Here is a 26153-nt window from a genome sequence, read left to right on the forward strand (position 1 = left end):
GGATGCCGACACACGGAATGCGTCCGCGAGAGAACCGCCACTCGGCGGCGCGCCCATCCGCGTCGCGCAGCGCGGCGCTCAGTAGCCGGCGGCCAGGTCCCAGGCGATGCTGGCCTCGACCGGGTCGGGCGCAGGGGGGTGTGCTGGCGACTGGGGGGCGCGGTCGAGCAGATCGCGCAGTTCTTCGTGCGCAGCGGCTTCCAGCCGCTGCAGCAGGTCGGCCGGGATCCGGCTGACGGTGGCATCGGCCGGTGCGCTCGGGCGCGGCAGCACGCAGGCCCCGGTCGTCGCCGGGGCCTGCGGAGGTGCGCTGTTGGCCGAGCGCCGTTCCAACTCAGAACAGCTCGACGGTTCCTGCGCCCATGCTCTCCTGCGCAACCGGCTTGTGCGGCGGCTTTTCCCAGGTCGAGCGTGATTCGCGCAGGCGCTGTCCGATCCGTTGCAGCGCCCGCATCATTTCCTCGTCGAGTGCGCCGCCGTTGCGATGCAGGATCTCCTGCAGATCGATCGCTTCGCGGTTGATCGCGCTCAGCCGCTCGAGGTGGGCGTGGACGCCACCCAGGGCCTGGGTCGCGATGTCCTCGAACTGCAAGGCCCGCACGGCGTCGCCGACGCTCGAATCGATCGCGCGGCCGCATTCGGAGATCTCGCGCATGCCGTCGCCGAGCGAACGGTTGATCGCGGCCACCTGGGTCAGCATGCCTGCCGCCTCGGCGCGCGCGTCGCGCGAGCGGTCCAGGTCGCGCGAGGCCATGTTGGAGACCGTGTCGCGGACCTTGGCGATGGACTCCTTCGACGAATGCGCCAGCTTGCGGATCTGTTCGTTGAACGCGGTCGAGCGTTCGGACAGGTTGCGCACCTCGTCGGCGACCACCGCAAAGCCCCGGCCAGCCTCACCGGCGCGGGCGGCTTCGATCGCGGCGTTGAGCGCGAGCAAGTTGGTCTGGTCGGCAATCGACTTGACGTCCTCGAGTAGCGCAAAGATGCCGTCCAGGTGCCCGGCCATCTCGTCGATGTGCGACACGGTGGTCACGCTCTGGCCGCTGACCTGCTCCAGCGCCTCGACCAACTGCTCCATGCGCTGGCTGGCATGCTGGGCGAAGCGGGCGACATCGGCCCCGCCCATGCCGTCCTGGTCACCGGTGTGGTCGAGCAGCCGTCCCATCGCCTGCGCCTGCTGACGGGACTTGCGGTTCATCGCGTCGAAGCTGCTGCCCAGGGCGCTGACCGCCTGCCGGATCAACTCGCGCGCCCGCTCGATCTCGACCCGCGAGCCCTCGATCTCCGCGCCGACGAACTGGCGCAGCTCGGTCAGCAAATGATCCTGCTCCTTGAGCACGCGCACCTGTTCGGGCGAGCGCCGGGTTTCGCGGCGCAGCAGCCAGAGGCCCACGGCCAGCCAGCTGGCGGTGAGGGTCAGCAGGATCGCCCATCGCGCAGGCGCCGCCCAACCGAGCGCGAACGCCAGCGGCAGGAGCAGGGTCAGCGACAACGGCGCGGCGAGGCGGATCAGGATGCGTGCGTACATGGCGCTCTCAGGGAGGTTCTCACGCTCCCGGTATCGGCACCTGGCGCCCGGCCTTTAGCCGGCCCCTGACACCCGCATGCGCATCGGCGCCTGCGGTGCGGCGCTCAGGGCACGCGCCGTGCGATCGATTCGAGCATGCGGCTGCGAGAGAACAGCAGATCCCACTGGGAGCCGCCGAGCTGGCGCCACAGCACGGTCGCGCGCACCGCCGCCAGCAGCAGCGCGCGGATTTCGGCGACCACGCTGGCCTGGCCCAGGTAGTGCGGTGCGCCCTGGACCATGACCCGCGGCCGCAACTGGCTGATCGTGTCGGCGTACAGCGCGCCCAGCGCGTGCAGCACGTCGGGATGGGCGGCGCCCAGCGACGCGGCCTGCGGCGCGATCCGGCGCAGGCCGGCGCTCACCGCGTCGATGACGTCGGGCTCGGCCGAGAACCGCCGTTCGAGCCGCATCACCGACATCGCGAGCTTCGGCACGCCCTCGTCGTGGGGCTGGCGGGTGAGGATGTCGCGCAGCAGGCGCAGCCCGGGCTGCAGCCGCGGCACGCCGCCGTAGACATCGGCCACCGAATCGGCATCGATGCGGAAGACGCTGTCGATGACCGTCTGCGCCGCGTCGCCGCGCGACTGGCCGGACTCGGCGGTGGTGCGGACTTGCTGGAGGGCTTGGGCGAGCGCGGCGAGCGCGAGCACCCGATCGTCGAAGGAATCGCTCATCGGACAAGTCTAGCGTCTGCGGCGCGATCCGGCCCGCTTGCTGCGGCCTCGGCGGCGCTCGTCGGTGCGTCGGTCGCCTCGATGACCGCGCCCCCCAGGCAGCGCTCGCCGTCGTAGAGCACCAGCGACTGGCCGGGTGTGACCGCGCGTTGCGGCTGCGCAAAGCGCACCGATAAGGTGCCGTCGTCGCGCACCTCGACCTCGCAGGCTTCGTCGGGCTGGCGGTAGCGGGTCTGCGCGCTGGCCACGAAGCGGTCGGCCGGTGGCGCGCCCGCGATCCAGTGCGCCTGCGCAGTCAAGGTGGTCTGCGACATCAGCCAGGGGCTGTCACGCTGCTGGTCGACCACCAGCACGTTGTCGTGGACGCGTTTGTCGACGACGTACCAGGGCGCGGCGGCGAAGCCGCGCACGCCGCCCAGTTGCAGGCCCTCGCGCTGGCCGAGGGTGAAGAAGAACACCCCCGGATGCCGGCCGACCACGCGCCCGTCGGGCGTCTGGATCTCGCCCTCGCGGGCAGGCACGTAGCGCGCGAGAAAACTGCGGAAGTCGCGTTCGCCGATGAAGCAGATGCCGGTCGAGTCCTTCTTCTCGGCGGTCGCCAGGCCATGGGCACGGGCGATCTCGCGGACCTGCGACTTGGGCAGGTCGCCAAGCGGGAACAGCGTCGCGGCCAATTGCGCCTGGCCCAATTGGTGCAGGAAGTAGGTTTGGTCCTTGCTGCGGTCATGGGCGCGCAGTAATTGCCAGCCGGTGCCGTCGTGTCCCACGCGGGCGTAGTGGCCGGTCGCGATTCGGCTCGCGCCCAGCGCGTGCGCCGCATCGAGGAAATGCCGGAACTTGATCTCGCGGTTGCACAGCACGTCGGGGTTGGGCGTGCGTCCGGCCGCGTACTCGGCGATGAAGTGGGCGAACACACCGTCCCAATATTCGCGCGAAAAGTCGCGGAAATGGATCGGCAGACCGAGACGGCCCGCTACGGCGACCGCATCGCGGCGATCGTCCTCGGCGCGGCAACCGCCGCTGCCGTCCTGGGTGTCGTCGTCGGCCCAGTTCTGCATGAACAGACCGGCCACCGGGGTGCCCGCATCGCGCAGCAGCAGCGCGGCGACCGATGAATCGACCCCGCCCGACAGGCCGACGACAACCTCCGGCGCGCTCATCGCAGCTGGCGCAGCAGCGACAGCGGCTGACGCTGTCCGGCCAGACAGTCGGCGACGACCTGCCAGACCAGCGGGCTGCGGTGACGTGCGGCCTCGGCGCGCAGGGCCTCGGGCGTGAGCCACAGCGCCTGGACGATGCCGTCATCGAGCACGCGATCCGGGTCGTGCGCCAGCGGTCGGGCAACCACGGCCACGCGGATAAAGTGGCGGCCATCGGCCTCGCCGGGGCGCGGTGGGGATTTCCACTGGTACAGGCCGATCAGCGCAGTCGGCTCGACGGTCCAGCCCGACTCCTCGAGCGTCTCGCGCACCGCCGCATCGACCAGCGCCTCGTCGGGCTCGAGATGGCCCGCCGGCTGGTTGAGCACCAGGCGTCCGTCGACCCGCTCCTCCACGCACAGCACCCGGCCGGCATCGAACACGACGCTGGCCACGGTGACATCAGGCTGCCAGAAGCGCCCGCTCACCGAACCGCCTCGGCAACGGGTCGCGTCGCGGCCGCGCGCGGCCGGCAACTGGCCACGAGCCCGCCGGGCGCAACGCGCGCAGGGGCAGGGGAGGGGCAGGGAGGGAAGCGAAGGTGCATGGGAATCGGGTCGGGGGACTCGCGGCATTGTCCCCCCGGTGCTCCCGACGCGTCCATCGCCGGCGCTTATAATTGCGTCATGAGCCGCAGACACCAGCACGAGCACGACCACGGCACCATCGTGGAGACCAGCAGGCCCGAAGTGGCGCCACCACCGCTGTACTCGGTGCTGCTGCTCAATGACGACTACACGCCGATGGATTTCGTCGTCGAGATCCTGACCCGGTTCTTCGCGCTCGACATCGAGCGCGCCACCCAGGTCATGCTGCACGTCCATACTCGCGGTCGTGGCGTGTGCGGGGTCTACAGCCGCGAGGTCGCCGAGTCGAAGGTCGCACAGGTGAACGAATACGCAAGACTGAACCTTCACCCCTTGCTGTGCACGATGGAGAAGGCCTAATAAGAGCCGGCTGACAGGACCGGGGCAGGGATGGAAAAGCCGGGTCCGGGCCCCCACTCAGGGTTGCAGTGATTCCGGAGGCCCCGCCCCATGTTCAGCAAAGATCTCGAGTTCACGATCGGCCAGTGCTACAAGCGCGCCCGCGAGGCCCGCGACGAGTACATGACGGTCGAACACCTGCTGCTGGCCCTGCTCGAGAACCCATCGGCGGAGTCGGTGCTCAAGGCCACCGGTGCCGATTTCGGGCGCCTGCGCGGCGATTTGGAACAGGCCATCCTGACGTCGGTGACCAAGCTCGCCGATGAGGACACCCGCGACACCCAGCCCACGCTGGGCTTTCAGCGGGTCCTGCAGCGCGCCGTTTATCACGTCCAATCCTCGGGCAAGAAGGAGGTCACCGGCGCCAACGTGCTGGTGGCGATCTTCGGCGAGAAGGACTCGCACGCGGTCTACTACCTCAACCAGCAGGACGTGACCCGGCTGGATGTCGTCAACTATCTGTCGCACGGCATCGCCAAGACCGGCGGCGAAGAGCCCGAGAGCGCGCACGAGGACGGCGTCGCGGGCACAGGCGGCGAGGGCGAGGCCAAGGGCGACGCCCTCGCCGAGTTCGCCAGCGACCTCAACGCCGCTGCGCGCGAGGGACGCATCGATCCGCTGGTGGGCCGGGCCGAGGAGGTCGAGCGCACGATCCAGGTACTGTGCCGCCGTCGCAAGAACAACCCGCTCTACGTCGGCGAAGCCGGCGTGGGCAAGACCGCGATCGCCGAAGGCCTGGCCAAGCGCATCGTCGACGGCGAGGTGCCCGAGGTGCTGAGCGAGGCGACGATCTATTCGCTCGACCTCGGCGCGCTGGTCGCCGGCACCAAGTATCGCGGCGATTTCGAGAAGCGCCTGAAGGCGGTGCTTTCAGCGATCAAGAAGCACCCCGGTGCGATTCTGTTCATCGACGAGATCCACACCATCATCGGCGCCGGTTCGGCGTCGGGCGGCACGATGGACGCCTCGAACCTGATCAAGCCGGCGCTGTCGTCGGGCGATCTGCGCTGCATCGGCTCGACCACATTCCAGGAGTACCGCGGCATCTTCGAGAAGGACCGTGCGCTCGCCCGGCGCTTCCAGAAGATCGACATCGTCGAGCCGACGGTGGGAGAGGCCTATCAGATCCTGCTCGGCCTCAAGCCCAAGTACGAGGCCCACCACGACGTGACCTACGCCGACGACGCGTTGCAGGCGGCGGTCGACCTGTCGGTCAAGCACATCGCCGACCGGCTGCTGCCCGACAAGGCGATCGACGTGATCGACGAGGCCGGTGCGCGCCAGCGGCTACTGCCCGAAGGCGTGCGCAAGGCGCTGATCGATGTCGAGGAGGTCGAGACGATCGTCGCCAAGATGGCGCGCATCCCGGCCAAGCAGGTCAGCGCGACCGACAAGGACGTGCTCGAGCACCTCGAGCGCAACCTGAAGATGGTGATCTTCGGCCAGGATCCGGCGATCGAGACGCTGACGTCTGCGATCAAGCTGGCTCGTTCGGGCCTGGGCGATCCCGACAAGCCGATCGGCAACTTCCTGTTCGCCGGTCCCACCGGCGTGGGCAAGACCGAGGTCACGCGGCAGCTGGCGCTGCAGCTGGGCATCGAGCTGGTGCGCTTCGACATGTCCGAGTACATGGAGGCGCATTCGATCAGCCGCTTGATCGGCGCGCCTCCGGGCTACGTCGGTTTCGACCAGGGCGGGCTGCTGACCGAGAAGATCGTCAAGACGCCGCACTGCGTGCTGCTGCTCGACGAGGTCGAGAAGGCGCATCCGGACATTTTCAATATCCTGCTTCAGGTCATGGACCGCGGCGTGCTGACCGACACCAACGGCCGCGAGGCGAATTTCCGCAACGTGATCGTGGTGATGACGACCAATGCCGGCGCCACCCAGGCCTCGCGCCGGTCGATCGGCTTCACGCGCCAGGACCACAGCAGCGACGCGATGGAAGTGATCCGCAAGAGCTTCTCGCCGGAGTTCCGCAACCGGCTCGACGCGATCGTGCAGTTCCAGTCGTTGGGCCTGGACCACATCCTGCGCGTGGTCGACAAGTTCATGATCGAGTTGGAGAGCCAGCTGCACGAGAAGGACGTCACGCTCAGTGCCACACCGGCTGCGCGCGACTGGCTGGCCCAGCACGGCTTCGATCCGCAGATGGGGGCACGGCCGATGTCGCGTGTGATCCAGGACAAGATCAAGCGCCGCCTCGCCGACGAGTTGCTGTTCGGCAAGCTGATGGGCGGTGGCCGCGTGGTGGTCGACGTCGAGGATGGCGAGCTGACGGTGCAGACCTTCGCCGAGCCCGAGCGCCTGCTCACCGCGACCGTGGAGTGATGGGCGCGTCGTCCCCGGTTCGCCGGTGGCGCGCGCAACGCGAAAAGGCAGCCGTTGGCTGCCTTTTCGTCGTCCAGCGACAGAGCGCGTCGCTTGGGAGCGTGTCGCTTACTTCATGCGGTAGGTGATGCGACCCTTGGTGAGGTCGTAGGGCGTCATCTCGACCTTGACCCGGTCGCCGGTCAAGATGCGGATGTAGTTCTTGCGCATGCGTCCGGAGATATGCGCAATGATTTCGTGGCCGTTCTCAAGCTTGACGCGGAACATGGTGTTCGGGAGCGTCTCGGAGACTGAGCCTTCGAATTCGATGACGTCGTCTTTCGCCATTCGTGTTGGGTACTCGTCGTTAGGGAGCCGCGCTGAAGCCGCGCCGGCAAAGTCGGGTATTGTGGCACGGCCGCCGCGCCGATGCAAAAAGCCGCGTTTCCATCCGGCGTCCCCCGGCGTCCCGTCGCTGCTCGATCGAACACTCGGCTCCGGACACCGCATCGCGCCAGCCAAGGACTGCTCCCGGCTCGGTCAGCCCGCTCCGCGGTCCGACCCGGCGACGCACGCGAGGCATTCGCGAACAGGATCACGACTTCTCTCAAAACCGGGGTCAGAGTGCAATTTCGTCTCGCGAAATTGCACTCTGACCCCGGTTTTTGCGGGCAGGCAAGCGGAAGCGGGCTCACCCAGGGCGCGCTCGACACGGTCACCGACGCCCAGTTCGCTGCCGGGTTCGTTCGGCGACTGCCTTTTGTTCACCAGTCCGGAGGTCGGGGCGGGGCTCAGGGTGTCCCGGCAGCAGTCTCGGCCGCGCGTTCGGCGAACGTCGCGGCAGGCTGGACGCCGAACGCCTGCGTCCAGGCGCCGGCGACCGGTGGCGGTTGTTCGACCAGCGCGGCGATCGCCTCGGCGAACCGTGGTCTGGGCCAGTGCGCAGCGCCCAGCGCCTCGAGGTGCGGGTTGCCGACCTGGGCGTCGATCAGCGGCATCTGCCAGCGATGGAGCTGTCGGGCGAGAGCACCGAGGGCGAGCTTGGAGCCGCCGGAAACCTCGCTGAACATGCTCTCGCCGAAGAACATCCGCCCGATCGCGACCCCGTAGACGCCGCCGACCAGCCGGTCGCCGGCAAAGACCTCGATGCTGTGGGCCAGGCCCGCGCGGTGCAGCGCGGCGTAGGCGGCCTGCATGGCGTCGGTGATCCAGGTCCCGTCCTGGCCAGGGCGCGGCGCCGACGCGCAGGCCGCGACGACCGCCTCGAACGCGGTATCGGCGCGGACCTGCCAGTCGCTGCGCCGCAGTTGCCGGGCGAAGCGCCGCGGCAGGGCGAACGTCGCGGTCTCGAATACCGTGCGCGGGTCGGGCGACCACCACAGGATTGGCTGGCCCTGGGAATACCAAGGAAAGATGCCCTGCCGATACGCATTGGCCAGTCGGGCCACCGACAGGTCGCCGCCGAAGGCCAGCAGGCCGTCCGGACGGCGCAGGGCCGAGGCCACCGGCGGAAACGGCGCCAACGGGTCGTCGTCCAGCCGCGGCAGGTGCAGGCTCAGCGCAGCGCGTCCGCGCGGAAGGGACCATTCGCACCCAGCGAGGAGGCGTAGCCGCGGATCGCTTCGGCTTCCTGCGCGCACCAGTCGCGCAGCGCCTCGCGGAACCGCGCGTCGGCGATCCAATGTCGACTGTGCACGACCGTCGGCAGGAACCCGCGCGCGAGCTTGTGCTCGCCCTGCGCGCCGGGCTCGAAGCAGGCCAGGCCCTCGCGCAGGCAATAGGCGATGCCCTGGTAGTAGCAGGTTTCGAAGTGCAGGCCGGGCAGGGTGATGCGCGCCCCCCAGTAGCGGCCGTACAGCGTGTCGCCGCCGCGCAGGCACAGTGCGCCGGCGACCGGCACGCCGGCCAGGTCGGCGAACACCAGCACCAGCTGCCGCGGCATCGTGCGCGCCAAGTGGCGCAGGAAGTCCAGCGTCAGTGCCGGCGAGTTGCCGTACTCGGCGAAGGTCTGCAGGTAGAAATCATGCATCGTCGCCAGGTCGTCATCACTGGCCTCATCGCCGTGGAGCACCCGGAAGGCGACACCGGCGCGCGCGACCTTGGCGCGTTCCTGGCGGATGTTCTTGCGGTGCTTGTGGTCCATCGCGCCGAGGTAATCGTCAAACGTCGCCCAGTCGCCGGGATTGCGCCAGTGGTACTGCACATCGATCCGCGGCAGCCAGTCATCGTCGAAGGCGATGGCCTCGCTGTCTGCGTGGAAGTTCACGTGCGCCGACGACAGTTGCGCGGCATCGACCTGGGCGCGCATCGCCGCGAGCAGCGCGGCTTTCGCCGCAGATGTGCGCGCCAGTAACCGAGGCCCGGTCACCGGCGAGTAGGGCACTGCACACAACAGCTTGGGGAAGTAGTCCAGGCCGTGACGGGCATACGCGTGCGCCCAGGCGTGATCGAAGACGAACTCGCCATGGGAGTTGGCCTTCAGATAGGCCGGCGCCGCCGCGACCAGTGTTTCGTCGTCCCACAGAGTCAGATGGTGCGGGCGCCAGCCCCAGTCCTCGCGCAGACAGCCTTCCGATTCCAGGCCAGCGAGAAAGGCGTGCGCCACGAAGGGATTGCCATCGTCCAACAGCGCGTCCCAATCCTCCGCGGCGACCGCGTCGAGGCGGCGTACGATGCGCAGCGTGCTCATGGGCGGCAGGTCCTGGCCGTTGCAACCGGTGGCACCGCGCGGCCGCGCTCAACGCCCATCGCGTGGATGGGGCCTTGTTCGAAGCTCATGGCAGGCAGCGCGCCGCGCCGCGCGCGTCCGCCTGCACGACCCGGCTGCGATCAGCCCTGCTGGTCGAGGAAGCGTTCGGCATCGAGTGCGGCCATGCAGCCGAAGCCCGCCGAGGTGATCGCCTGACGATAGTGCTGGTCGGTGACGTCGCCGGCGGCGAACACGCCCGGCACATTGGTCGCGGTCGCGTTGCCATCGATGCCCGACCGGATCTCGAGGTAGCCGTTATTCATCGCCAACTGGCCCTCGAACAGGGTCGTGTTCGGCGTGTGGCCGATCGCGACGAAGAAGCCGTGCACATCGAGATCGCGGGTTGCGCCGTCATGCACCGATTTCACCCGCAGCCCGGTCACGCCGGCGTCGTTGCCCAGCACCTCGTCGACCGTGTGGTGCCAGACCGGCTCGATCTTGCCGGCCTGGATCTTCGCAAACAGCTTGTCCTGCATGATCTTTTCGGCGCGCAGCGTGTCGCGGCGGTGCACCAGGTAGACCTTGCGGACGATGTTGGACAGGTACAGCGCTTCCTCGACCGCGGTGTTGCCGCCGCCGACCACCGCCACGTCCTGGTCCTTGTAGAAAAAGCCGTCGCAGGTGGCGCAGGCCGACACGCCGCGGCCCTTGAAGGCCTCCTCCGATGGCAGGCCCAGGTACTTGGCGGTCGCGCCGGTCGCGATGATCAGCGCATCGCAGGTGTACTCGCCGCTGTCGCCCTTCAGCCGGAACGGACGCTGCGACAGGTCGGCGGTATGGATGTGGTCGAACACGACCTCGGTGTCGAAGCGCTCGGCGTGCGCCTGCATGCGCGCCATCAGGTCCGGGCCGAGCAGGCCGTGGGCATCGCCCGGCCAGTTGTCGACTTCGGTGGTGGTCATCAGCTGGCCACCCATCTGCATGCCGGTGACGACGACCGGCTTGAGGTTGGCGCGCGCCGCGTAGACGGCGGCGGTCCAGCCGGCGGGCCCGGAGCCCAGGATCAGCAGACGGATGTGGCGGGGGCCGTTCGAAGAGCTCATGTAAACTCGCGGTTGATCGCACTGCGGCGCGTGTGGCACATAGCTTGGCGTCCCGCCCCCAGCAAGACAAGGCGCGCTGGAGGCTGGCGCGCGCAACGCTGCGTCCGCCGCCGCGCCGCATGCCGCTGCAGGCCGGCGCTGGCCCCGGATGCGCGCAAGGCGCGCGCGGCCGAGGTCCGAAGTCGCGCTGCAGCCGGCCCGGTCTTGGCGTAATATCAACAACCTGTATCGAATTCCTCAGGTAATTACCCACGGTGGCACGTCCGCTCACAGATCGCGTCAAGCGCGCCCGCGGCGCCGAAACGGCCACCGCGAAGGCGACCGCCGCTGCGCCCAATCCGCGGCGCCAACGGCTGCTGCGCGACATCGCCCTGATCGTCACCGCGCCGCTGCTGCTGTATCTGCTGGCGTGCCTGGTCACCTATTCGCACACCGATCCGAGCTGGTCGACGCAGGGTGGGGTGGTGGCGACCGAGATCCACAACGTCGGCGGACCGGTCGGCGCCTGGACGGCCGACATCCTGCTGCAGTTGTGCGGACTGATGGCCTACCTGCTGCCACCGATCCTCGGTGCGGTCGCCTGGATCGCGCTGTTCGGCATGGACGCAGGCAGCGAAAGTCGCGCCGACTTCGGCCCCGCGCTGCGGCTGGTCGGCATCGTCGGCTTTTTGATCTCGGCCGCGGGCTTGCTGGCGCTGCGGTTCGACGTGCTGGCCGGTTACCCGGCTGGCGGCGGTGGCATCCTCGGACGGCTGGTCGGGCGCTCGCTGTCGGGTGCCTTCGGCCAGGTCGGCGGCAACCTGTTCCTGATCGCGCTGTTTCTGGTGTCGGTGACGCTGGCGACCGGCCTGTCGTGGTTCGCGCTGATGGATCGCATCGGCGGCTGGATCCTGAAGTTGCCGCCGCTGCTGCGCCGGAGCAGCCAGCAGGCGACCGAGTGGAAGGCCGCGCGCGAGCATCGCGAGGAGCGTACCGAGGCGCGCAAGATCGAGACCGAACTGCGCGCCAAGCGCGCGCCGGTCAAGATCGAAGCGCCGGTGGTGCCGCCGGTGGTCGAGAAGAGCGAGCGTGCCAAGCGTGAACAGCAAATCCCGATGTTCCAGGGCGTCAATGCCGGGGGTTCGGACGTGCCGCCGCTGTCGTTGCTCGACCCGCCCAAGCCGCAGCCCAGCGGCTACGACGAGGCGACGCTCGATACGCTGTCGCGGCAGATCGAGTTCAAGCTCAAGGACTTCCGCATCGACGTCGAGGTCAAGGAGGCCCAGCCGGGCCCGGTAATCACACGCTTCGAAATGGAGCCCGCGCCGGGCGTCAAGGTCAGCCAGATCAGCTCGCTCGACAAGGACATCGCCCGCGGTCTGTCGGTCAAGGCCGTGCGCGTGGTCGACGTGATTCCCGGCAAGTCGGTGATCGGCTTGGAAATCCCCAACGTGCGTCGGGAGATGATCTATCTCACCGAACTGCTCGATTCGAAGGAATACGACAAGTCGGCCAGCCCGCTGACGTTGGCGCTGGGCAAAGGCATCAGCGGCAATCCGGTCGTCGCCGACCTGGCGCGCATGCCGCACCTGCTGGTCGCCGGCACCACGGGCTCGGGTAAGTCGGTCGCGGTCAATTCGATGGTGTTCAGTCTGCTGTTCAAGGCATCGCCGAAGGACCTGCGGATGCTGATGATCGATCCGAAGATGCTCGAGCTGAGCGTCTACGAGGGGATTCCGCACCTGCTCGCCCCGGTCGTCACCGACATGAAGGAGGCCGCCAACGGCCTGCGTTGGTGCGTGGCCGAGATGGAACGCCGCTACAAGCTGATGAGCGCGGTGGGCGTGCGCAACCTCGCGGGCTTCAACAAGAAGGTCCGCGACGCGCAGGACGCCGGCCAGCCGCTGTCCGATCCGCTGTTCAGGCCCAACCCCGAGAGCGGGGAGGTCGCCGAGCTGCTTGAGCCGCTGCCCTACATCGTCATCTTCATCGACGAATTCGCCGACATGATGATGATCGTCGGCAAGAAGGTCGAAGAACTCATCGCACGCCTAGCGCAGAAGGCCCGCGCGGCCGGCATTCATCTGATCCTGGCCACGCAGCGTCCGTCGGTGGACGTCATCACCGGCCTGATCAAGGCCAACATCCCGACCCGCATCGCGTTCCAGGTCAGCTCGAAGATCGACTCGCGCACGATCCTCGACCAGTCGGGCGCGGAGACACTGCTCGGCAACGGCGACATGCTGTACCTGCCGCCGGGCACCGCGATGCCCGAGCGCGTGCACGGCGCGTTCGTGTCCGACGAAGAAGTGCACCGTGTGGTCGAGCATCTCAAGCAGAGCGGCAAGGCTGAGTACATCGAAGGCGTGCTCGACGAGGTGCAGACGATGGGCGACGGCACCGTGGTCGGCGCGACCGGTCTGCCGGAAGCCAGTGGTGGTGGCGGCGACGAGAGCGACCCGCTGTACGACGAGGCGGTCAAGATCGTCACCGAGACCCGCCGCGCGTCGATCTCCGGCGTGCAGCGTCGGCTCAAGATCGGCTACAACCGCGCCGCGCGTCTGGTCGAGGCGATGGAGATGGCCGGCGTGGTCAGCCCGCCCGAGCACAATGGCGACCGCAGCGTCCTCGCACCACCGCCGCCGAAATAGACTTGCAAGCGAGTCGCGAACGCATGGGGGAAGGACGCATTCCGCCCGCATCGGATTTTCAACTTGACAGCGCAATCTTTTCGCGATAGAAGGCCTGCGAGGGAATCTAGCGAATCGATAGGCTCAATTTTGATTGAGACGGCGGGTTCCCAGCATTGATGCGTGTTGTCCTGGATGACGTACTTAAAAAAGGAATTTGTCATGCACTTCATGCAGATCGCGCCGGACGTCCTCAAGATATTGTCAGATTTACTAGGGTTCACACTGAAGAATTACGTGAACTTTGATAAAAATGTCAGAATAACACTGCGCTCCGATACGTTTCCACGTAAGAAGTATTATCTCTATTACGGGAAGGGCGAGTTCTTCTATCGCGATGACGAAGTCGTATTTGATTCGACCCAGCACAATGAACTCCACATACCTGACGACAGGGAGGACGCGTTCGGCAGCGCCTTCATCATTAGCGAAGATCCCAAACGCATCGAGCGATGCGTGAGCGTGGCGCCTATTCTTGGGTTCGACCGCCCGAAGAATGACATAACCCCGGGAAAGCAGCGGGTGGATTATTACCAGATACTGGTGAACATCCGCGAATCCGGGGTTGACATCACCTATCGAGCTTACTTGCTAGGCCCCAACGGAACGCCCTCTTATCAGCACGAGGACCTCAAGACGATTTGCGGCATCCAATGGTGGGATGGAAGATCAAGCGACTGTCGCGCGTTGTGGAACAAGATGAAGGATTGAACTATTTAGGTCTGCTGTTTAAATAATTGGAAACTGAAATTCAACGGAGTTTACTATGAGCAAGGACGAGCTTGTGTCGCGCGCCATACCGCCTTCCGAACTTTCAGATGCAGGTGTGTATTTCATCATCAATCATGGTTTCGGCGCATACTTGAAGTTGGGCGGGGCTACCGACGGGGATAACGACAGAAAGGCTTATGTGCATGAAGGCGACCGTAATGATGATCGATTTTTGTGGAGGCTGATATCGAAGGGCGATGACGGTGCGCACTTCACTTTTCAGAACAGTTCGAGTTCCAAGGGGTTTCTGTTCATGGGGGGGCAGAAGGACGGCGATGGGGATTACCGGATCTGGGGGCACAACACCGATTATGACGACGGATCCAAAGGCGATCGGAATGTTTTTAGAATAACCACTGTCGATGGTGGCGATAATCTTTGCACGATTCAGTCTTCTAGCGGTCTTTATTTGAAGGCAGCCAACGATAGAGATGGCGACGGCGATCACGGGGTATATGCCGGCAGCAGCTACTGGGGGGCTGATCGCCAGTTGTGGATCTTCGTGGCAGCTACGGGTTGACCCCTGGCGAGCCTTCACTTTCAGTAACTGGCCAGGCGCGCATGTACGTTCTCGTTAGAGGACGAGAGTAGGAGGCCGTCCATGTCCTGCCATGCAACAGCCAAGGGAGAAAAGTGTGTTCAGCGCTCCCGCAGGGCCCTGACGGGCCATCGGGAACCGCCGGGCCCGGTCGAATCATCCGAGATGTACAAGGCTTGGTCGACCGGTCGATACCTAAAAGCTAGACCCGTTCAGCCGGCTACGAGCACACTACGCCCGTCCCGAGTTTTCTCGCTTCTACGAACCTATGTTATGCGCCGTGTCTTGCTCACTGCAGCCTTCACCGTCACTCTGCTGTTGCCTATCGGTGCGTCCGCCGACGCGCGCGCCCAGCTCGACGCGTTCACCCGTGGCCTCAAGGGGCTGGAGGGGCAGTTCACGCAGCAAGTCGCCGACGGCAATGGCCGCGTCAAGGAAAGCGCGAGCGGCACCGTGGCGCTGTCGGCGCCGCGCCTGTTCCGCTGGGAGTACGTCAAGCCGTACCCACAGCTGATCGTCGCCGACGGCAGGACCGTCTGGGTCTACGACCCCGACCTGCAGCAGGTCACGCGCCGTTCGCAGGGCAGCGAGGAGCAGGACAGCCCGCTGGCGGCGCTGATCGACCCCTCGCGGCTCGACCGCGACTTCGTCGTCGAACCGGCGGGCGAGCGCGACGGCCTGTCGTGGCTGCAACTGCGGCCCAAGCAGGCCGACGGCGCCGCGTTCGAGAACGCACAGCTGGGCTTCGGCGCCGACGGAGGCCTGGCGCGGATGGAGATCCTCGACAGCCTCGGACAGCGCACGACCATCGGCTTCAGCGGCTGGAAGCGCAATCCCACGTTCGCCGCCTCGACCTTCCGCTATACGCCGCCGGCCGGGGTCGACGTGGTTGGTGGCGACGAATAGTTCGCTCCGTCCTATCGGCTGATCGATGCCGCCGTCGCACGGGTTGCGACGGCGGCTTGCTATCGTGACGGCCCGTCCTCTGTCCCGCGCCTCTGCCTCGTGTCCCGTTCCGCCAAGTCGTCCGCCTCCCTGACCGGCGACCTGCTCCAGGTCGACCGCAGCGCCATGCGTCCGCTCGCCGAGCGCATGCGCCCGGCGACCCTCGACGAAATGGTCGGCCAGCGTCGCCTGCTCGCCGAGGGCACCGCGCTGCGCACCGCGGTCGAGGCCGGCAAGGTGCACTCGATGGTGCTGTGGGGGCCGCCGGGCTGCGGCAAGACCACCCTCGCATTGCTGCTGGCGCGTTATGCCGACGCCGAGTTCAAGGCGATCTCGGCCGTGCTGTCGGGCCTGCCCGAAGTCCGCCAGGTGCTGGCCGAAGCCGCGCATCGCTTCGACGGCGGCCGGCGCACGGTGCTGTTCGTCGACGAGGTGCACCGCTTCAACAAGACCCAGCAGGACGCGTTCCTGCCGCATATCGAGCGCGGCACCATCGTGTTCGTCGGCGCGACCACCGAGAACCCCTCGTTCGAGCTCAACTCCGCGCTGCTCTCGCGCTGCCGCGTACATGTCATGGAGGCGGTCTCGCCCGACGACATCCTGGATGCCCTGCGCCGCGCGCTCGCCGACCCCGAACGCGGCCTGGGTGACCGCGCGCTGCACATCGCCGACGACCTGCTGCGGCTGATCGCGGTGGCCGCCGATGGCGACGTGCGCAGGGCGCTGACGCTGCTGGAGATTGCCGCGGAACTGGCGGGCGAGGGCGGGGAGGTCACCGCCGACACGATCGAGCAGGTCCTGGCCGACCGCACCCGCCGCTTCGACAAGGGCGGCGAGCAGTTCTACGACCAGATCTCGGCGCTGCACAAATCGGTGCGCAGCTCCAATCCCGATGCCGCGCTGTACTGGCTGGCACGCATGCTCGACGGCGGCTGCGACCCCGGCTATCTCGCCCGGCGCTTGACCCGGATGGCGGTCGAGGACATCGGCCTGGCCGACCCGCGGGCGCTGCAGATGGCGATCGATGCCTGGAATACCTTCGACCGGCTCGGCAGCCCCGAAGGCGACCTGGCCCTGGCGCAGGTGGCGATCTATCTCGCCAGCACCGCCAAGTCGAACGCCGCGTACATGGCCTTCAACCAGGCCAAGCGCGACGTGCGCGAGTACGGCACCCAGGAGGTGCCGATGCACATCCGCAACGCGCCGACCAAGCTGATGAAGGAACTCGGCTACGGCACCGGCTACCAGTACGACCACGATGCCGAAGGCGGCATCGCGCTCGATCAGACCGGCTTTCCGGATGCGATGGGCGAGCGGATCTATTACCAGCCCGTGGCCCGTGGCCTGGAGATCAAGCTCAAGGACAAACTCGACCAGCTGCGCGCCGCGCGCGAGGCGGCCCGCGGCGCGCGCGACGACTGACGCCGCGGCAAACCCCGATCTGGACCCGCGGGCCAGCCCGACGCGGATCGGCCGGAGGTCCGAGGCGCACGGCCTGCCGGCGCGGCATCGTATCGATCCAGGATCGCGCCCAGGACGGTGCCCATGCGAAGGTCGATGCTCGCGCTGCTGGCGCTGTGCGTGCTGCCGGCGAGCGCCCAGTCGCTGTACAAGTGCAAAGATGCCGCTGGCGGCATCGTCTACCAGTCGCAGGCCTGCCCGGGCGCGACGCTGCGGAGTTGGGAGGTCGCCGAACTGCGACCCGCGCCCGTTGTCGCACAGCCGGCCCAGGTGACGTCGAACCCGCCTTCGGCACGCCCACGGACGGTGCGTGCACGCAACCTCCGCGCGCCGCGCCGGTCCGCTGCCCCGCGAGACGACCGGCATGCGCGCTGCCTCGCCGCCCGCGCCCAACGCGACACGACGCTGGCCCGCCTCGGCCTGCAGCGCCGCTACGACGATCTGCGCCGGCTCAACGACGCGGTTTCGTCGGCGTGCAACCACCGCGGGATCCGGTAAGCCGTCAGGGCTGGTTGGGGCGCGCCCTTGCGGCCGTCGCGCTCACCGATGGTGATGCGCATGCCACATTCTTCAGTTCGCCTCGCTGGCGGGTCCTCTCGTCGTGTCGACTCGGTGCGCCGGCCGTCCGACGCCCGCAGGTACAGGCCGCGGTTACGGCAGACATCGATATCAGGGTAGAGCAAGGTGCGGCCGTCGCGGAATCCGATGCGGAAGTCCTGGGCGCAATGGGCATTCAAGACCTCGATGGTCGCCGCGTGGAAGCCGCCACGCAGTGGATCGATCGTGATCGCCACGAATCGGCCGTCGCCTGCGGGCGAAGCGGAGACCGACACTACGGTGTCGTGACTGGTGTTGATCAGCTCGAAGTACCGCGTGTCCGCACTTTCAGCTCGCGCAATCAGGGCAGGGGCGGCGGTCGTGAGCAGCGCAAGCAGGGCGAGGGCGTGCGTCTTGAGCATGGTGACGACTCCGGTTCTAAGGACAGGACCGGAGACAGGCGATTCCGCGTCCGGCACGGCATCAGGCCGTACCGACGTGGCGCCGGAAAAGCGATTCGGGACGAATCGTAGTGGCGTGCCCGCCAATCGTAGCGAGCCGCCCGAACGGCGTCCGGCGTGCCGTCGATGCCCTAGGATGCGAGCTGTCCCTGCGTGGGCAGGGTGGCAGGCTGCCGGCGGGATGCCGCCGACGCCGCTCCCCACGCAGCCCCAAATGCAGTCCACACAGCAGCAGCATGAACGTCCGCCTGGGCAATTACGAGATCGGCCTGCTTCGCTACCTCGCGCTGTGGACGGCGGTCGCGGTGCTGTTCGCTTTGCAGAGTAATATCAATGTCGGCTTGCCAAGGACCGACCGGCCCGTCTGGGACCTGCTCCGCTGGTCATTGATCCAGTGGTACACCTGGGCGGCCCTTGCGCCTGCGGTGTTCTGGCTGGCCGCTCGCTATCCCGTCCGCAGCACATTGCGCTTCTACGGGCTCGGCAAACAACTGTTGGCAAGTCTGTGCGTGACCTTTATCGCGATGATGCTCGGCGCGATGGTCTCCACGCTGTTCGAACCCAGCGGCTTTGACGTGCAGCTTCGGTACTTCTTGGAGCAACATTTCGCGATCGGCCTGGTGACTTACTGGATGTTGTGTGCCATCCAGCAGGCGATCCATTTCCACGGCGAGAAGGCGCGGCGCGAGTTGGAAGCCAGCCAATTGGCCACCGAGCTTGCGCAGTCCAGGCTACAGGCCCTGAAGTCGCAGCTGCAGCCGCATTTCCTGTTCAATACCTTGCACGCCATCATCACGTTGCTCGACGAGGACAAGACGGCGGCCGAGGACATGCTGCTGCGCCTGAGTGAACTGCTGCGCAGGTTCCTCGAGGACGATGACGGCCAGGAAATCAGCCTGGGCCAGGAGTTGATGCTGCTGGACCTGTACCTGGGCATCCAGCGCACACGCTTCAAGGATCGCCTGAGCATCCGGTTCGACATCGCGCCCGATACGCTCGATTGCGCGGTGCCGAGCTTGATCCTGCAACCGATCGTCGAGAACGCGATCCACCATGGCATCGGTAAGCGCGTCGGCACGGACTGCATCGAGATCGAGAGTCGATGCGACGGCGACACCCTGTCCTTGGAGGTGCGCAATCGCAACAGTCATCTGGACAAGCGCCGCACCGCTAATCGTCCTGCCTCTGGCGATCTCGGAGCGGTCCCAGGCCACGGCATCGGGCTGTCCAACACCCGCCTGCGGTTGAAAGAACTGTACGGCGACGCCGCGCGCGTGCACCTTGGCGTCAACTGGCCGCATGGCGTTGCCTGCCGTATCCAGTTGCCATTCCGCCAATACGAAGCGGATGCAGATCTGTCGTCGTCGGGGCAGGGTGCCGAGGCGCGCTTCGGAAGAGGCGAGGTGGTCGACCACTTCCACCGCGACGACCTCCCCGAGGTGCACCGGACATGACCTTCACCGCGCTGGTCGTGGACGACGAACCCATTGCGCGGCTCGCGATCGTACGCCAGCTTCGTGACGACCCCGACATCGAGCTGATCGGCGAGTGCGGCGATGGCGTGTCAGCGGTCGAGACGATCCGCAACAGCTCGCCGGACCTGGTGTTTCTCGACATCCAGATGCCCGGCATCACAGGCCTCGACGTGGTTGCGAGCATTGGCGCGGGACGCATGCCCGCCACCGTCTTCGTGACCGCCTACGAACAGTTCGCGGTGCGGGCGTTCGATGCCAATGCCGTCGACTACCTGGTCAAGCCCTTTTCCCGTGAACGGTTCGCCGATGCGCTGCGCCGAGTCAAAACGCGATTGGTGGCCATGCGGGGCACCGATAGCGACACCGCCACGCGGATCATGCAGGCGCTCGACGCGCTGCGTCGACGCGACGACTATCTGGCGCGCATCCCGGTGCGAGAGCACGAACGTGTGGTCTTCGTCGATGTCGACGACATTGTCTGGATCGGCTCCAATCGCAACAGCTTGCAGATCCATGTTCCAGGTCATGTCTACGAACTTCGCGAGACCATGATCGCGCTCCAGGCACGCCTGGATCCGCGCTGCTTTGCGCGCGTGCATCGCTCGGCCATCGTCAACGTCCGCCGCATCAAGACCATCGATCCCTGGTTCAACGGCCATCACGTGGTCACGATGGACAATGGCCAACAGCTGCGGATGAGCCGTTACCAGCATGAAACCTTCCTGCGCCTGGTGATGACGCAGCCTCCTGGCCCCAAACGGCCAGATACGCCGGGATAGCCCGACCGTTGCCGCGAGATCGCTGTCCAGTCGAATCGAGTGCTTGCGGCCGAATCCATGGCGGGTTGGTGGGGTCGTGCAGACGTTCGCGATCGAAAGAAGTCGGGCAGGGCACAAGTCGCCAGGGTCGTCGCCGAGTTGGCCAAGCGCTGCGCATGGATCGTTACAGCCGGTTCGATCCTGGGGACGCTTTCACGGCTTGGCAACGCCACCGCTGGGACGCGATATGGGATCGAGCCTATAATTTACAGCGTTGATGGAAAGAACCAGCACGGCAGCGGTCGTGACAGGCTTTCATTCTTGCGACCAAGGTGGCGAAGATGAAGAAGCCGTTTGTTTCGTTGCGTCCAGAGATCACTCGGACACACGCCCTGCTTCTGATGGACTGGCTGGAAGATGAGCGCGTGACGCGCTACCTGAGTGACTCCCGCAGCGTGTCTCGATTCATCGCGCAGGCGGTCGACCGGACACAGATGCCGATCCTGACACATCTGTTCAATCAGGGCGGCCGCTTTTTCATGACCTACGACCGGAACGATGTCCCGGTCGGCTTCGTCCGCCTGGTGAAGACAGGCGATGACTGCGAAATCGTCCTGGTCATCGGCGATCAGGCGAACTGGGGGCGGGGACTTGGCGGCAGCACCATACGCGAAGGCCTGAAGCTCGCCTTCCTCGACATGCGGGCCGAGACCGTCATCGCCAAGATTCAGCCGGGCAACACGCGCTCGCTCAGGGGTTTCGAGCACTGCGGCTTTCTGCGCAAAGCCGAAGTCCCCACGCTGAACTCCCTGTCCATGACCTCTGCTCGATATCTCCAATTGCTGCGCGAAGGCGTCTTGGCAAGATCGACCGACATCTACGTCACGGAGATCGATAGAGCCCGGCTCCAGCGCTTGATCGAGCTCGAGCAAGGCGCGGCAGTCATCGAGCTTGAACACGAGATCGAGCGCGCGATCGTCGTGGATCCACAGCACGTCGCGCACAATGTCGTCACCATGAACTCCAGAGTCGTGCTGCAGGTGGACCACGACAAAGAGCAAGTCGAACTCGTCTATCCGCAAGACGCGGACGACCGCTCCGGGAAACTATCGATCCTTTCCGACGTCGGCGCCGCGATCCTGGGCTACCAGGAAGGCGATGCCTTCGACTGGCGGGTGGGAGATCGCACGCGTCGTATCCGAATCGACAAGGTGATCTACCAACCGGAATCGTTCGGGAACTTTCATCTCTAGACGTCGGGGGAGGGCGCTAGTGGCCCAACGCGTCGCCTTGTTGGCCAGGTGTTATCCGGTCGCGTGACGCGGCATGCAAGCGGGCTTACACTCCGTCCCACAGGGGACGGAGCGTTGCATCATGGATGTCAGGGGAGTCGCCGCGGCCGCGGTGTTGTTCGTCGTTTCGGCGCCGGCCTCGGCCCAGCACGTCTACAAGTGCGTAAACTGGCAAGGCGCGGTCACGTACCAATCCGAACGCTGCCCGGAAGGCCAGCGCATCGATCGCACCTACGACACGAACCGCGAGATCGAAGTCGGGGGACGAGTGGTACGCAACTTTGTACCGACCACAGGCGGTTCGACTGACGCGCTTTCCCCCACGTACGGCCGGGTCATGGATACCAACGGCCGCGTCAAGTCCGACGCTCTCTGCGAACCTGTTCGCGCTGCGGTCAATGGTGCGCGTGGCCATCGCACCATTGAAAGCATCCGCGCGAATGCGAGCCTCGTATCGCAGCTTTGCAATCACTCGCGCGGCCCGGGCCGCTAGCGACTGACGGGCGCGGCTGCTTGAGATCAACGGCGACCACCACGGTCACGTCGGCTTCCCAATGGCGGACTGTGCGCTCATTGACCCCCAAGAGCGTCGCGCTCGTGAGTCGTCAGCGTTGGGCGTTGCCTGGCATCACCGAGCTTCGAGCCTGTGGAGCAGATTCTGCGGTCCCTTAATTTCGCATAATGTACATTATGTTCGTCTCGACACGGCGTCGGCATCGGCGCCGGCACGCTGGCCAGCCGGCATGGAGATCGGCGCATGCGTGATCGAGCACTGACCGGCCCTTGGGCCGGTTTTGCTTTCCGGTGCGGAAAGCTTGTCACCCCCGAAGGCCGCGAGTTCGAGCCCGAAGACCTCGCCTATCTGGCGCTGACCGTGGGCATCGCCCAAGAGTGGCGCCGGATGATGCAGGAACACCGCGAGGATCGCGGCTATCGACTCGACGGAACCGTCGTCCACTTCCGTGATGCCGTCCGACGCCGGTACGCAAGGCGGGTCTGCATGGTGGACGACTCGGGGCCGGGCCCTGGGCTGCGCGCGAACGTGCTACGGGCTCGCACGCGCTGACGGCCGAAGCGGTCACCGTGGGCTCCGCCCACACCCGGTGTACGATGCCGCCCAGCACTACAAGGAGCGATCGCAACATGGCAAGGAAGCAAACGAACAACGCCTATCAAGCCTGGACCTACATCCTCGCAGGGCTGCTGGCGTTGACCAATGCGGCGTGGTTCCTTTCAAGCCGAATCAAGGCGAACGACCACGCGGCCGCGCTGGCCGCTGCTACCGCGCCAGCGCCGACACGCGAACGCGTGGTGTACGAATACAGGGAACGGCCACAGCCACAATCGGCCAACACCCGCAGCAGCTTCCAGAGAACCTTAGCACCGAACGAGCAATGCCGAAGCGGGTTCGTGTTCACGCGCGACGGCAACGCGTGGGGGGCATCAGGCGAGCGATGCGACCCAACGCTGCTATGAGTCGTGACGCGTCACGAAATCACCGACTTACCCCCTGCCCCACGTAACGCCCAGTCTGGATGCCGTAGTCGCCGTAGCTCGGCATCGTCCAGGTCGCACCAGGTGCACCGTTACCACCGCTAGAACGAGCCTCATAGATGCGCTGCGCATCGGCCATGTGACGCTGGCCGAGTTGCTCGCCGTCAACGTGATAACCGTCGCCGACGCGGTTGGCGCGGTACGGCTCGTATTGCCCGCCAGAAGCAACGAGAAGGCACGCAGCGGTTTCCAGCAGGTAGCGGGTGCCCTGATCAGTGATGCAGCCGCAAGACGGCTTGCCGGGCTTCCCATTCGCATCCAGCCCCTGCCCCGTCGATGACATGCAGAACACGCGCGGCGGATCCATCGGGACCTGCAGATGATCGTAGGCGGGCGCGCTCCACGGCTGTGACGGGATTCGCGGCTGGAACCGGGCGATGTACTCATCGGGCGTGAGCGTGCGGGCGGCGCGGTCGTCGCCCACCGTCGCTGACGCTCCGTTGGTCGCCGCCGCGTCCGTGGCGGTCACGGCAGGAGGTGGAAGCGCGTCGGCGTCGCCGCGAAACCGATCACCCATGGAGCCAAACACCCACACGACATACAGCAGGCCAATGGGACCGCCGATCCCGAGCGCCCAGTAGTACCAGGGCACGCGGCGTTCGGTCGTGTCCATTTCGGTGGACTGGTAGGTGCCCATCGGCCGCTTGGGCAGCTTGCGCCGACGCGTCACGATAGGCGTCGCCTTCTCGGCGTTCGCCTCGAAGCGGTCGAACTCGCGCAGCTGCACGTAGTCGGTGCCGAACATGCGACGCACGTGCACGTGACGCTCGATCAGATCGTGCACGAACTGATCGCACTGCTTATCAGGCGACTGGCTGACGAAGATGAAATCCAGACCACGATGCCGATGCTTCGCAAGCTGCTCGACATGCTCGGGCACCTTGGCACCGGGCGGGCGCTTCGGCAGCATCTGATGCTCGTAGGCTTCGTCAACGAGGGCGACGGCTCCGTCCGGAAGGAAGTTCATCCAGTCGCGGAACTGCTCGGACGTCATCTCCAACACGCCGGTCTTGGCGTAGTCGAATTGCCGGATGTTGCAGGCGTAGACGATGCGGCCCTTGTCCTTGAATTCGAGCAGCTTCTCGATGGCGTGCAGGGTCTTGCCGTGGCCCGGTTGACCAGTGAACCAGTAAATCATGGTCAGCCCCCCAGCGAGTTGGCGACGCTGGTCGGCACGATGAAGGTGCGCCACGCGAGCCGAACGGTCAGCGCCGACAGGATCATCGACATGGCCTTACCGATGCCGATCGCGCCCATCATGTTGAGCGCGTCGGCCGGCATGCCGGAGAGGTAGCCCATCACGAAGGCTTTGAGGTTCGGCAGGATCGATTCGAAGGTGACCATGGTCAGCCCGAACGTGCCAAGTACGCGGCCAACGATGCCAGCGGCGGCGACCTTCAACGCGCCAAGCAGAAACGTGGCCCCACCCGTGATCCACTCCCATACCTTACCCATATTGCCTCCCCAGCAGGATTTGAAGCGCGGTGTACGCGCCGAAGATGAGGATCAGCGCCCGCATGATCCGAACGATGTCGCACCACTGCGGCACGTCCTGCGTACCGATGACGCGCCCCATAAGCGAGAACGACATCTGCGGGCAGGTGCCGCCGCCGACCAAATCGGACTCGTCTAGCAGGCTTGGGCCAACACGCAGACCAAAGCGCGTTGCGCCCTCGACATCCTCGCCATCGTCCTGGCCGCCGGGCGTTTCCGGCGCGTCGCCCTTCGTCCATTCGGGTTGATTCTCGCCGCAGATTTCGGCACGCATGGCACGCAGCTTCACCGCGTTGGCGTCGTCGCCTTCAACGTGGAAAGCGGACTTGCAGTCGCCGACATCGCCGGAGACCTTGACGGCATTGCCAGCCTCGACTGCGCAACGCGTGGCCCAAGCTTGGGTCGCCACCATTTCGAGCATCGGGTCGGAGACGATGGGGCGCGTATCGCAGTCGCCGCCGCCGCTGGCACTGCCCTTGTCGTCGTCATCGTCGTCAGTGTCGGTGCTGGCGTCGTCTGGGCGCCCTTGATTCCCACTGCCTGCGTTAGTGCCGTGGATAGTCGTGTAATTGGTCGTCGTGGTCGTGGTCTTGGTGCCCTGCCCCCCGTTGCCATCACCTGTCGTCGTCGTGGTCGTGATCGAATCACCCGACTTGCGCAACGTGTCGCCGCTGGGCAGATCAAGCTTGGGCTGGATAGCTTGCTCGCCGGCATTGCGCACCTGCGCAACAGGGCCATCGGTCTTGGTGCCGGTCTCGCCGGGCTTCCAGCAAATCTGACGTCCCTTAGCTGACGTGGCGCAGTGATCGCCGTTGCGACGAACACAGTAGGTTTGACCACCCGGCCCGGGCGTGCAGACCTGCGGCTTGTCCTCCTTCACTTCTTCAAGCGTGTTGGCGCCTGGAATGAAGACATCGGGCACATCGGACGTGCACACGCCGGTCATGCGGAATTCGCCGTTACACAGCTGCAAGCCGGTGTCGGAATTGATGACGCTGCACGAGCCCGTGCCGGGCGTCATCGTGAGCATGCAGCCACCTGTACAGCGCGAGTGGAACGGCTTCGAGGTCTGAACGCCGAAGCCGCCGCCGGGCTTGTTGTGGGCGTCGCATTCCTCGGGCGTGGGGCTGCACTGGCCGTTCGACATCATGACGGCACCACCGTCGCAGGATTCGCGTCGGCAGCTTTGCGTCTCATCGTTCCAGGTGCCGCCGTCGGGGCATTCAGTCGTCCACGCACGAAACGTGTTACCTGCTAACCCATCAGTATCGTAAAAGCAGATAGCAGTACCAGCCGAGCCGCGCACATCGAAATAGCATGGCGCGCGGGGCGGCTTAGTACCCTTCGCGGTCGCTACGCGCTGGGCCTGTTGCATGGCGATCTGACGGGACGGACACAGCGGCGGATTGCCACCACCGTCTGCATTCGAGTAACAGGCCGTGAACTGATCCTGCGCACGCGCAGGCGCGAACCACGACAGCGCGGCGTAGACGATGGCGCCGACGACGATCCAGACAACACGCCGGACTGCCGTGCGGGCAATGAAGTTGCCCAGGCGCATCACACGCCCTCAAACGCGATCCACGCCGCGCCGCAAATCGCGATGATGACGAAGTAACCCATGACGTTCTCCCCGAAAGAAACCGGGCCCCACGTGGAGGCCCGGA

At 66.1% G+C, this 26153-nt stretch carries 27 protein-coding genes; 14 read left to right on the top strand and 13 right to left on the bottom strand.

What is annotated here, in order from left to right:
• Nucleotides 1-78: 78 nt before the first annotated feature.
• From MNO14_RS08070 to MNO14_RS08090, 5 genes are all read right to left on the bottom strand, one after another.
• Nucleotides 79-333 carry a hypothetical protein gene (locus MNO14_RS08070; protein ID WP_241946165.1) on the bottom strand — a complete coding sequence of 85 codons (255 nt, stop codon included), beginning with the start codon at nt 331-333 and terminating at the stop codon, nt 79-81.
• A 1-nt stretch (nt 334) separates the two neighbouring features.
• A complete protein-coding gene (locus MNO14_RS08075) occupies nt 335-1528 on the bottom strand; it encodes a methyl-accepting chemotaxis protein (protein ID WP_241946166.1) in 1194 nt (397 codons plus the stop codon).
• Nucleotides 1529-1632: 104 nt separating this feature from the next.
• The gene (hflD, locus tag MNO14_RS08080; protein WP_241946167.1) at nt 1633-2244 is read right to left on the bottom strand and encodes a high frequency lysogenization protein HflD; all 612 of its coding nucleotides are present in this window, start codon (nt 2242-2244) and stop codon (nt 1633-1635) included.
• Nucleotides 2241-3404 carry a tRNA 2-thiouridine(34) synthase MnmA gene (mnmA, locus tag MNO14_RS08085; protein WP_241946168.1) on the bottom strand — a complete coding sequence of 388 codons (1164 nt, stop codon included), beginning with the start codon at nt 3402-3404 and terminating at the stop codon, nt 2241-2243. The genes hflD and mnmA overlap by 4 nt, the downstream gene beginning before the upstream one ends.
• Nucleotides 3401-3871: an NUDIX hydrolase gene (locus tag MNO14_RS08090; protein ID WP_241946169.1), complete on the bottom strand. Its 471-nt coding sequence runs from the start codon at nt 3869-3871 to the stop codon at nt 3401-3403. The genes mnmA and MNO14_RS08090 overlap by 4 nt, the downstream gene beginning before the upstream one ends.
• 198 nt (nt 3872-4069) lie before the next feature.
• On the opposite strand from MNO14_RS08090, the gene clpS reads away from it, so the two are divergent.
• Both clpS and clpA read left to right on the top strand, forming a co-directional pair.
• Nucleotides 4070-4390, top strand: a complete 321-nt coding sequence (clpS, locus tag MNO14_RS08095; protein ID WP_183426927.1) for an ATP-dependent Clp protease adapter ClpS — start codon at nt 4070-4072, stop codon at nt 4388-4390.
• A 90-nt stretch (nt 4391-4480) separates the two neighbouring features.
• Nucleotides 4481-6760, top strand: a complete 2280-nt coding sequence (gene clpA, locus MNO14_RS08100; RefSeq protein ID WP_241946170.1) for an ATP-dependent Clp protease ATP-binding subunit ClpA — start codon at nt 4481-4483, stop codon at nt 6758-6760.
• 108 nt (nt 6761-6868) lie between these two features.
• Here the strand turns inward: clpA and infA are convergent, their stop codons facing one another.
• The 4 genes from infA to trxB all read right to left on the bottom strand — a co-directional run bounded on the left by infA (nt 6869) and on the right by trxB (nt 10531).
• Nucleotides 6869-7087 carry a translation initiation factor IF-1 gene (gene infA / locus MNO14_RS08105; RefSeq protein WP_047138142.1) on the bottom strand — a complete coding sequence of 73 codons (219 nt, stop codon included), beginning with the start codon at nt 7085-7087 and terminating at the stop codon, nt 6869-6871.
• A gap of 443 nt (nt 7088-7530) precedes the next feature.
• Nucleotides 7531-8298 carry a leucyl/phenylalanyl-tRNA--protein transferase gene (gene aat / locus MNO14_RS08110; RefSeq protein ID WP_241946300.1) on the bottom strand — a complete coding sequence of 256 codons (768 nt, stop codon included), beginning with the start codon at nt 8296-8298 and terminating at the stop codon, nt 7531-7533.
• The gene (locus MNO14_RS08115; protein WP_241946171.1) at nt 8295-9428 is read right to left on the bottom strand and encodes a GNAT family N-acetyltransferase; all 1134 of its coding nucleotides are present in this window, start codon (nt 9426-9428) and stop codon (nt 8295-8297) included. The genes aat and MNO14_RS08115 overlap by 4 nt, the downstream gene beginning before the upstream one ends.
• A gap of 140 nt (nt 9429-9568) precedes the next feature.
• Nucleotides 9569-10531 (bottom strand): thioredoxin-disulfide reductase, encoded by a 963-nt coding sequence (trxB, locus tag MNO14_RS08120; RefSeq protein ID WP_241946172.1) that lies wholly within the window; start codon nt 10529-10531, stop codon nt 9569-9571.
• A 254-nt stretch (nt 10532-10785) separates the two neighbouring features.
• Between trxB and MNO14_RS08125 the strand changes: the two genes are divergently transcribed.
• From MNO14_RS08125 to MNO14_RS08150, 6 genes are all read left to right on the top strand, one after another.
• On the top strand, nt 10786-13161 hold the full coding sequence (locus MNO14_RS08125; protein WP_241946173.1) for a DNA translocase FtsK: 2376 nt from the start codon (nt 10786-10788) through the stop codon (nt 13159-13161).
• 201 nt (nt 13162-13362) lie between these two features.
• The gene (locus tag MNO14_RS08130; protein ID WP_241946174.1) at nt 13363-13911 is read left to right on the top strand and encodes a hypothetical protein; all 549 of its coding nucleotides are present in this window, start codon (nt 13363-13365) and stop codon (nt 13909-13911) included.
• Between the two features lie 55 nt (nt 13912-13966).
• Entirely contained in the window at nt 13967-14491 is a 525-nt protein-coding gene (locus MNO14_RS08135; protein WP_241946175.1) for a hypothetical protein, read from the top strand.
• A gap of 291 nt (nt 14492-14782) precedes the next feature.
• Complete coding sequence (gene lolA / locus MNO14_RS08140) at nt 14783-15415, top strand: outer membrane lipoprotein chaperone LolA (RefSeq protein ID WP_241946176.1); 633 nt, start codon at nt 14783-14785, stop codon at nt 15413-15415.
• A gap of 165 nt (nt 15416-15580) precedes the next feature.
• Nucleotides 15581-16876: a replication-associated recombination protein A gene (locus MNO14_RS08145; protein WP_241946301.1), complete on the top strand. Its 1296-nt coding sequence runs from the start codon at nt 15581-15583 to the stop codon at nt 16874-16876.
• A 135-nt stretch (nt 16877-17011) separates the two neighbouring features.
• On the top strand, nt 17012-17413 hold the full coding sequence (locus MNO14_RS08150; protein ID WP_241946177.1) for a DUF4124 domain-containing protein: 402 nt from the start codon (nt 17012-17014) through the stop codon (nt 17411-17413).
• Here the strand turns inward: MNO14_RS08150 and MNO14_RS08155 are convergent.
• Complete coding sequence (locus tag MNO14_RS08155) at nt 17347-17874, bottom strand: hypothetical protein (protein ID WP_241946178.1); 528 nt, start codon at nt 17872-17874, stop codon at nt 17347-17349. The two genes, MNO14_RS08150 and MNO14_RS08155, sit on opposite strands and share 67 nt — an antisense overlap.
• A 275-nt stretch (nt 17875-18149) precedes the next feature.
• Here MNO14_RS08155 and MNO14_RS08160 point away from each other — a divergent pair, with 275 nt between their 5' ends.
• The 6 genes from MNO14_RS08160 to MNO14_RS08185 all read left to right on the top strand — a co-directional run bounded on the left by MNO14_RS08160 (nt 18150) and on the right by MNO14_RS08185 (nt 22914).
• Nucleotides 18150-19367, top strand: a complete 1218-nt coding sequence (locus MNO14_RS08160) for a histidine kinase (RefSeq protein WP_241946179.1) — start codon at nt 18150-18152, stop codon at nt 19365-19367.
• Complete coding sequence (locus tag MNO14_RS08165) at nt 19364-20167, top strand: LytTR family transcriptional regulator DNA-binding domain-containing protein (RefSeq protein ID WP_241946180.1); 804 nt, start codon at nt 19364-19366, stop codon at nt 20165-20167. The genes MNO14_RS08160 and MNO14_RS08165 overlap by 4 nt, the downstream gene beginning before the upstream one ends.
• A gap of 320 nt (nt 20168-20487) precedes the next feature.
• Complete coding sequence (locus MNO14_RS08170; protein ID WP_241946181.1) at nt 20488-21399, top strand: bifunctional GNAT family N-acetyltransferase/nucleoside diphosphate kinase regulator; 912 nt, start codon at nt 20488-20490, stop codon at nt 21397-21399.
• A gap of 121 nt (nt 21400-21520) precedes the next feature.
• The gene (locus tag MNO14_RS08175; RefSeq protein ID WP_241946182.1) at nt 21521-21931 is read left to right on the top strand and encodes a DUF4124 domain-containing protein; all 411 of its coding nucleotides are present in this window, start codon (nt 21521-21523) and stop codon (nt 21929-21931) included.
• A gap of 264 nt (nt 21932-22195) precedes the next feature.
• Entirely contained in the window at nt 22196-22504 is a 309-nt protein-coding gene (locus tag MNO14_RS08180) for a DUF3653 domain-containing protein (protein WP_241946183.1), read from the top strand.
• Between the two features lie 77 nt (nt 22505-22581).
• On the top strand, nt 22582-22914 hold the full coding sequence (locus MNO14_RS08185; protein WP_241946184.1) for a hypothetical protein: 333 nt from the start codon (nt 22582-22584) through the stop codon (nt 22912-22914).
• Nucleotides 22915-22933: 19 nt separating this feature from the next.
• Here MNO14_RS08185 and MNO14_RS08190 read toward each other — a convergent pair whose 3' ends face one another.
• From MNO14_RS08190 to MNO14_RS08200, 3 genes are read right to left on the bottom strand one after another with little or no spacing between them, the layout of a single operon-like run.
• Nucleotides 22934-24130 (bottom strand): zonular occludens toxin domain-containing protein, encoded by a 1197-nt coding sequence (locus MNO14_RS08190; RefSeq protein ID WP_241946185.1) that lies wholly within the window; start codon nt 24128-24130, stop codon nt 22934-22936.
• 2 nt (nt 24131-24132) lie between these two features.
• The gene (locus tag MNO14_RS08195) at nt 24133-24393 is read right to left on the bottom strand and encodes a DUF2523 family protein (RefSeq protein ID WP_241946186.1); all 261 of its coding nucleotides are present in this window, start codon (nt 24391-24393) and stop codon (nt 24133-24135) included.
• A 46-nt stretch (nt 24394-24439) separates the two neighbouring features.
• Nucleotides 24440-26047 (bottom strand): hypothetical protein, encoded by a 1608-nt coding sequence (locus tag MNO14_RS08200; protein WP_241946187.1) that lies wholly within the window; start codon nt 26045-26047, stop codon nt 24440-24442.
• Between the last annotated feature and the right edge of the window lie 106 nt (nt 26048-26153).

The sequence above is a fragment of the Luteimonas sp. S4-F44 genome, assembly GCF_022637415.1.
Lineage (GTDB): Bacteria > Pseudomonadota > Gammaproteobacteria > Xanthomonadales > Xanthomonadaceae > Luteimonas.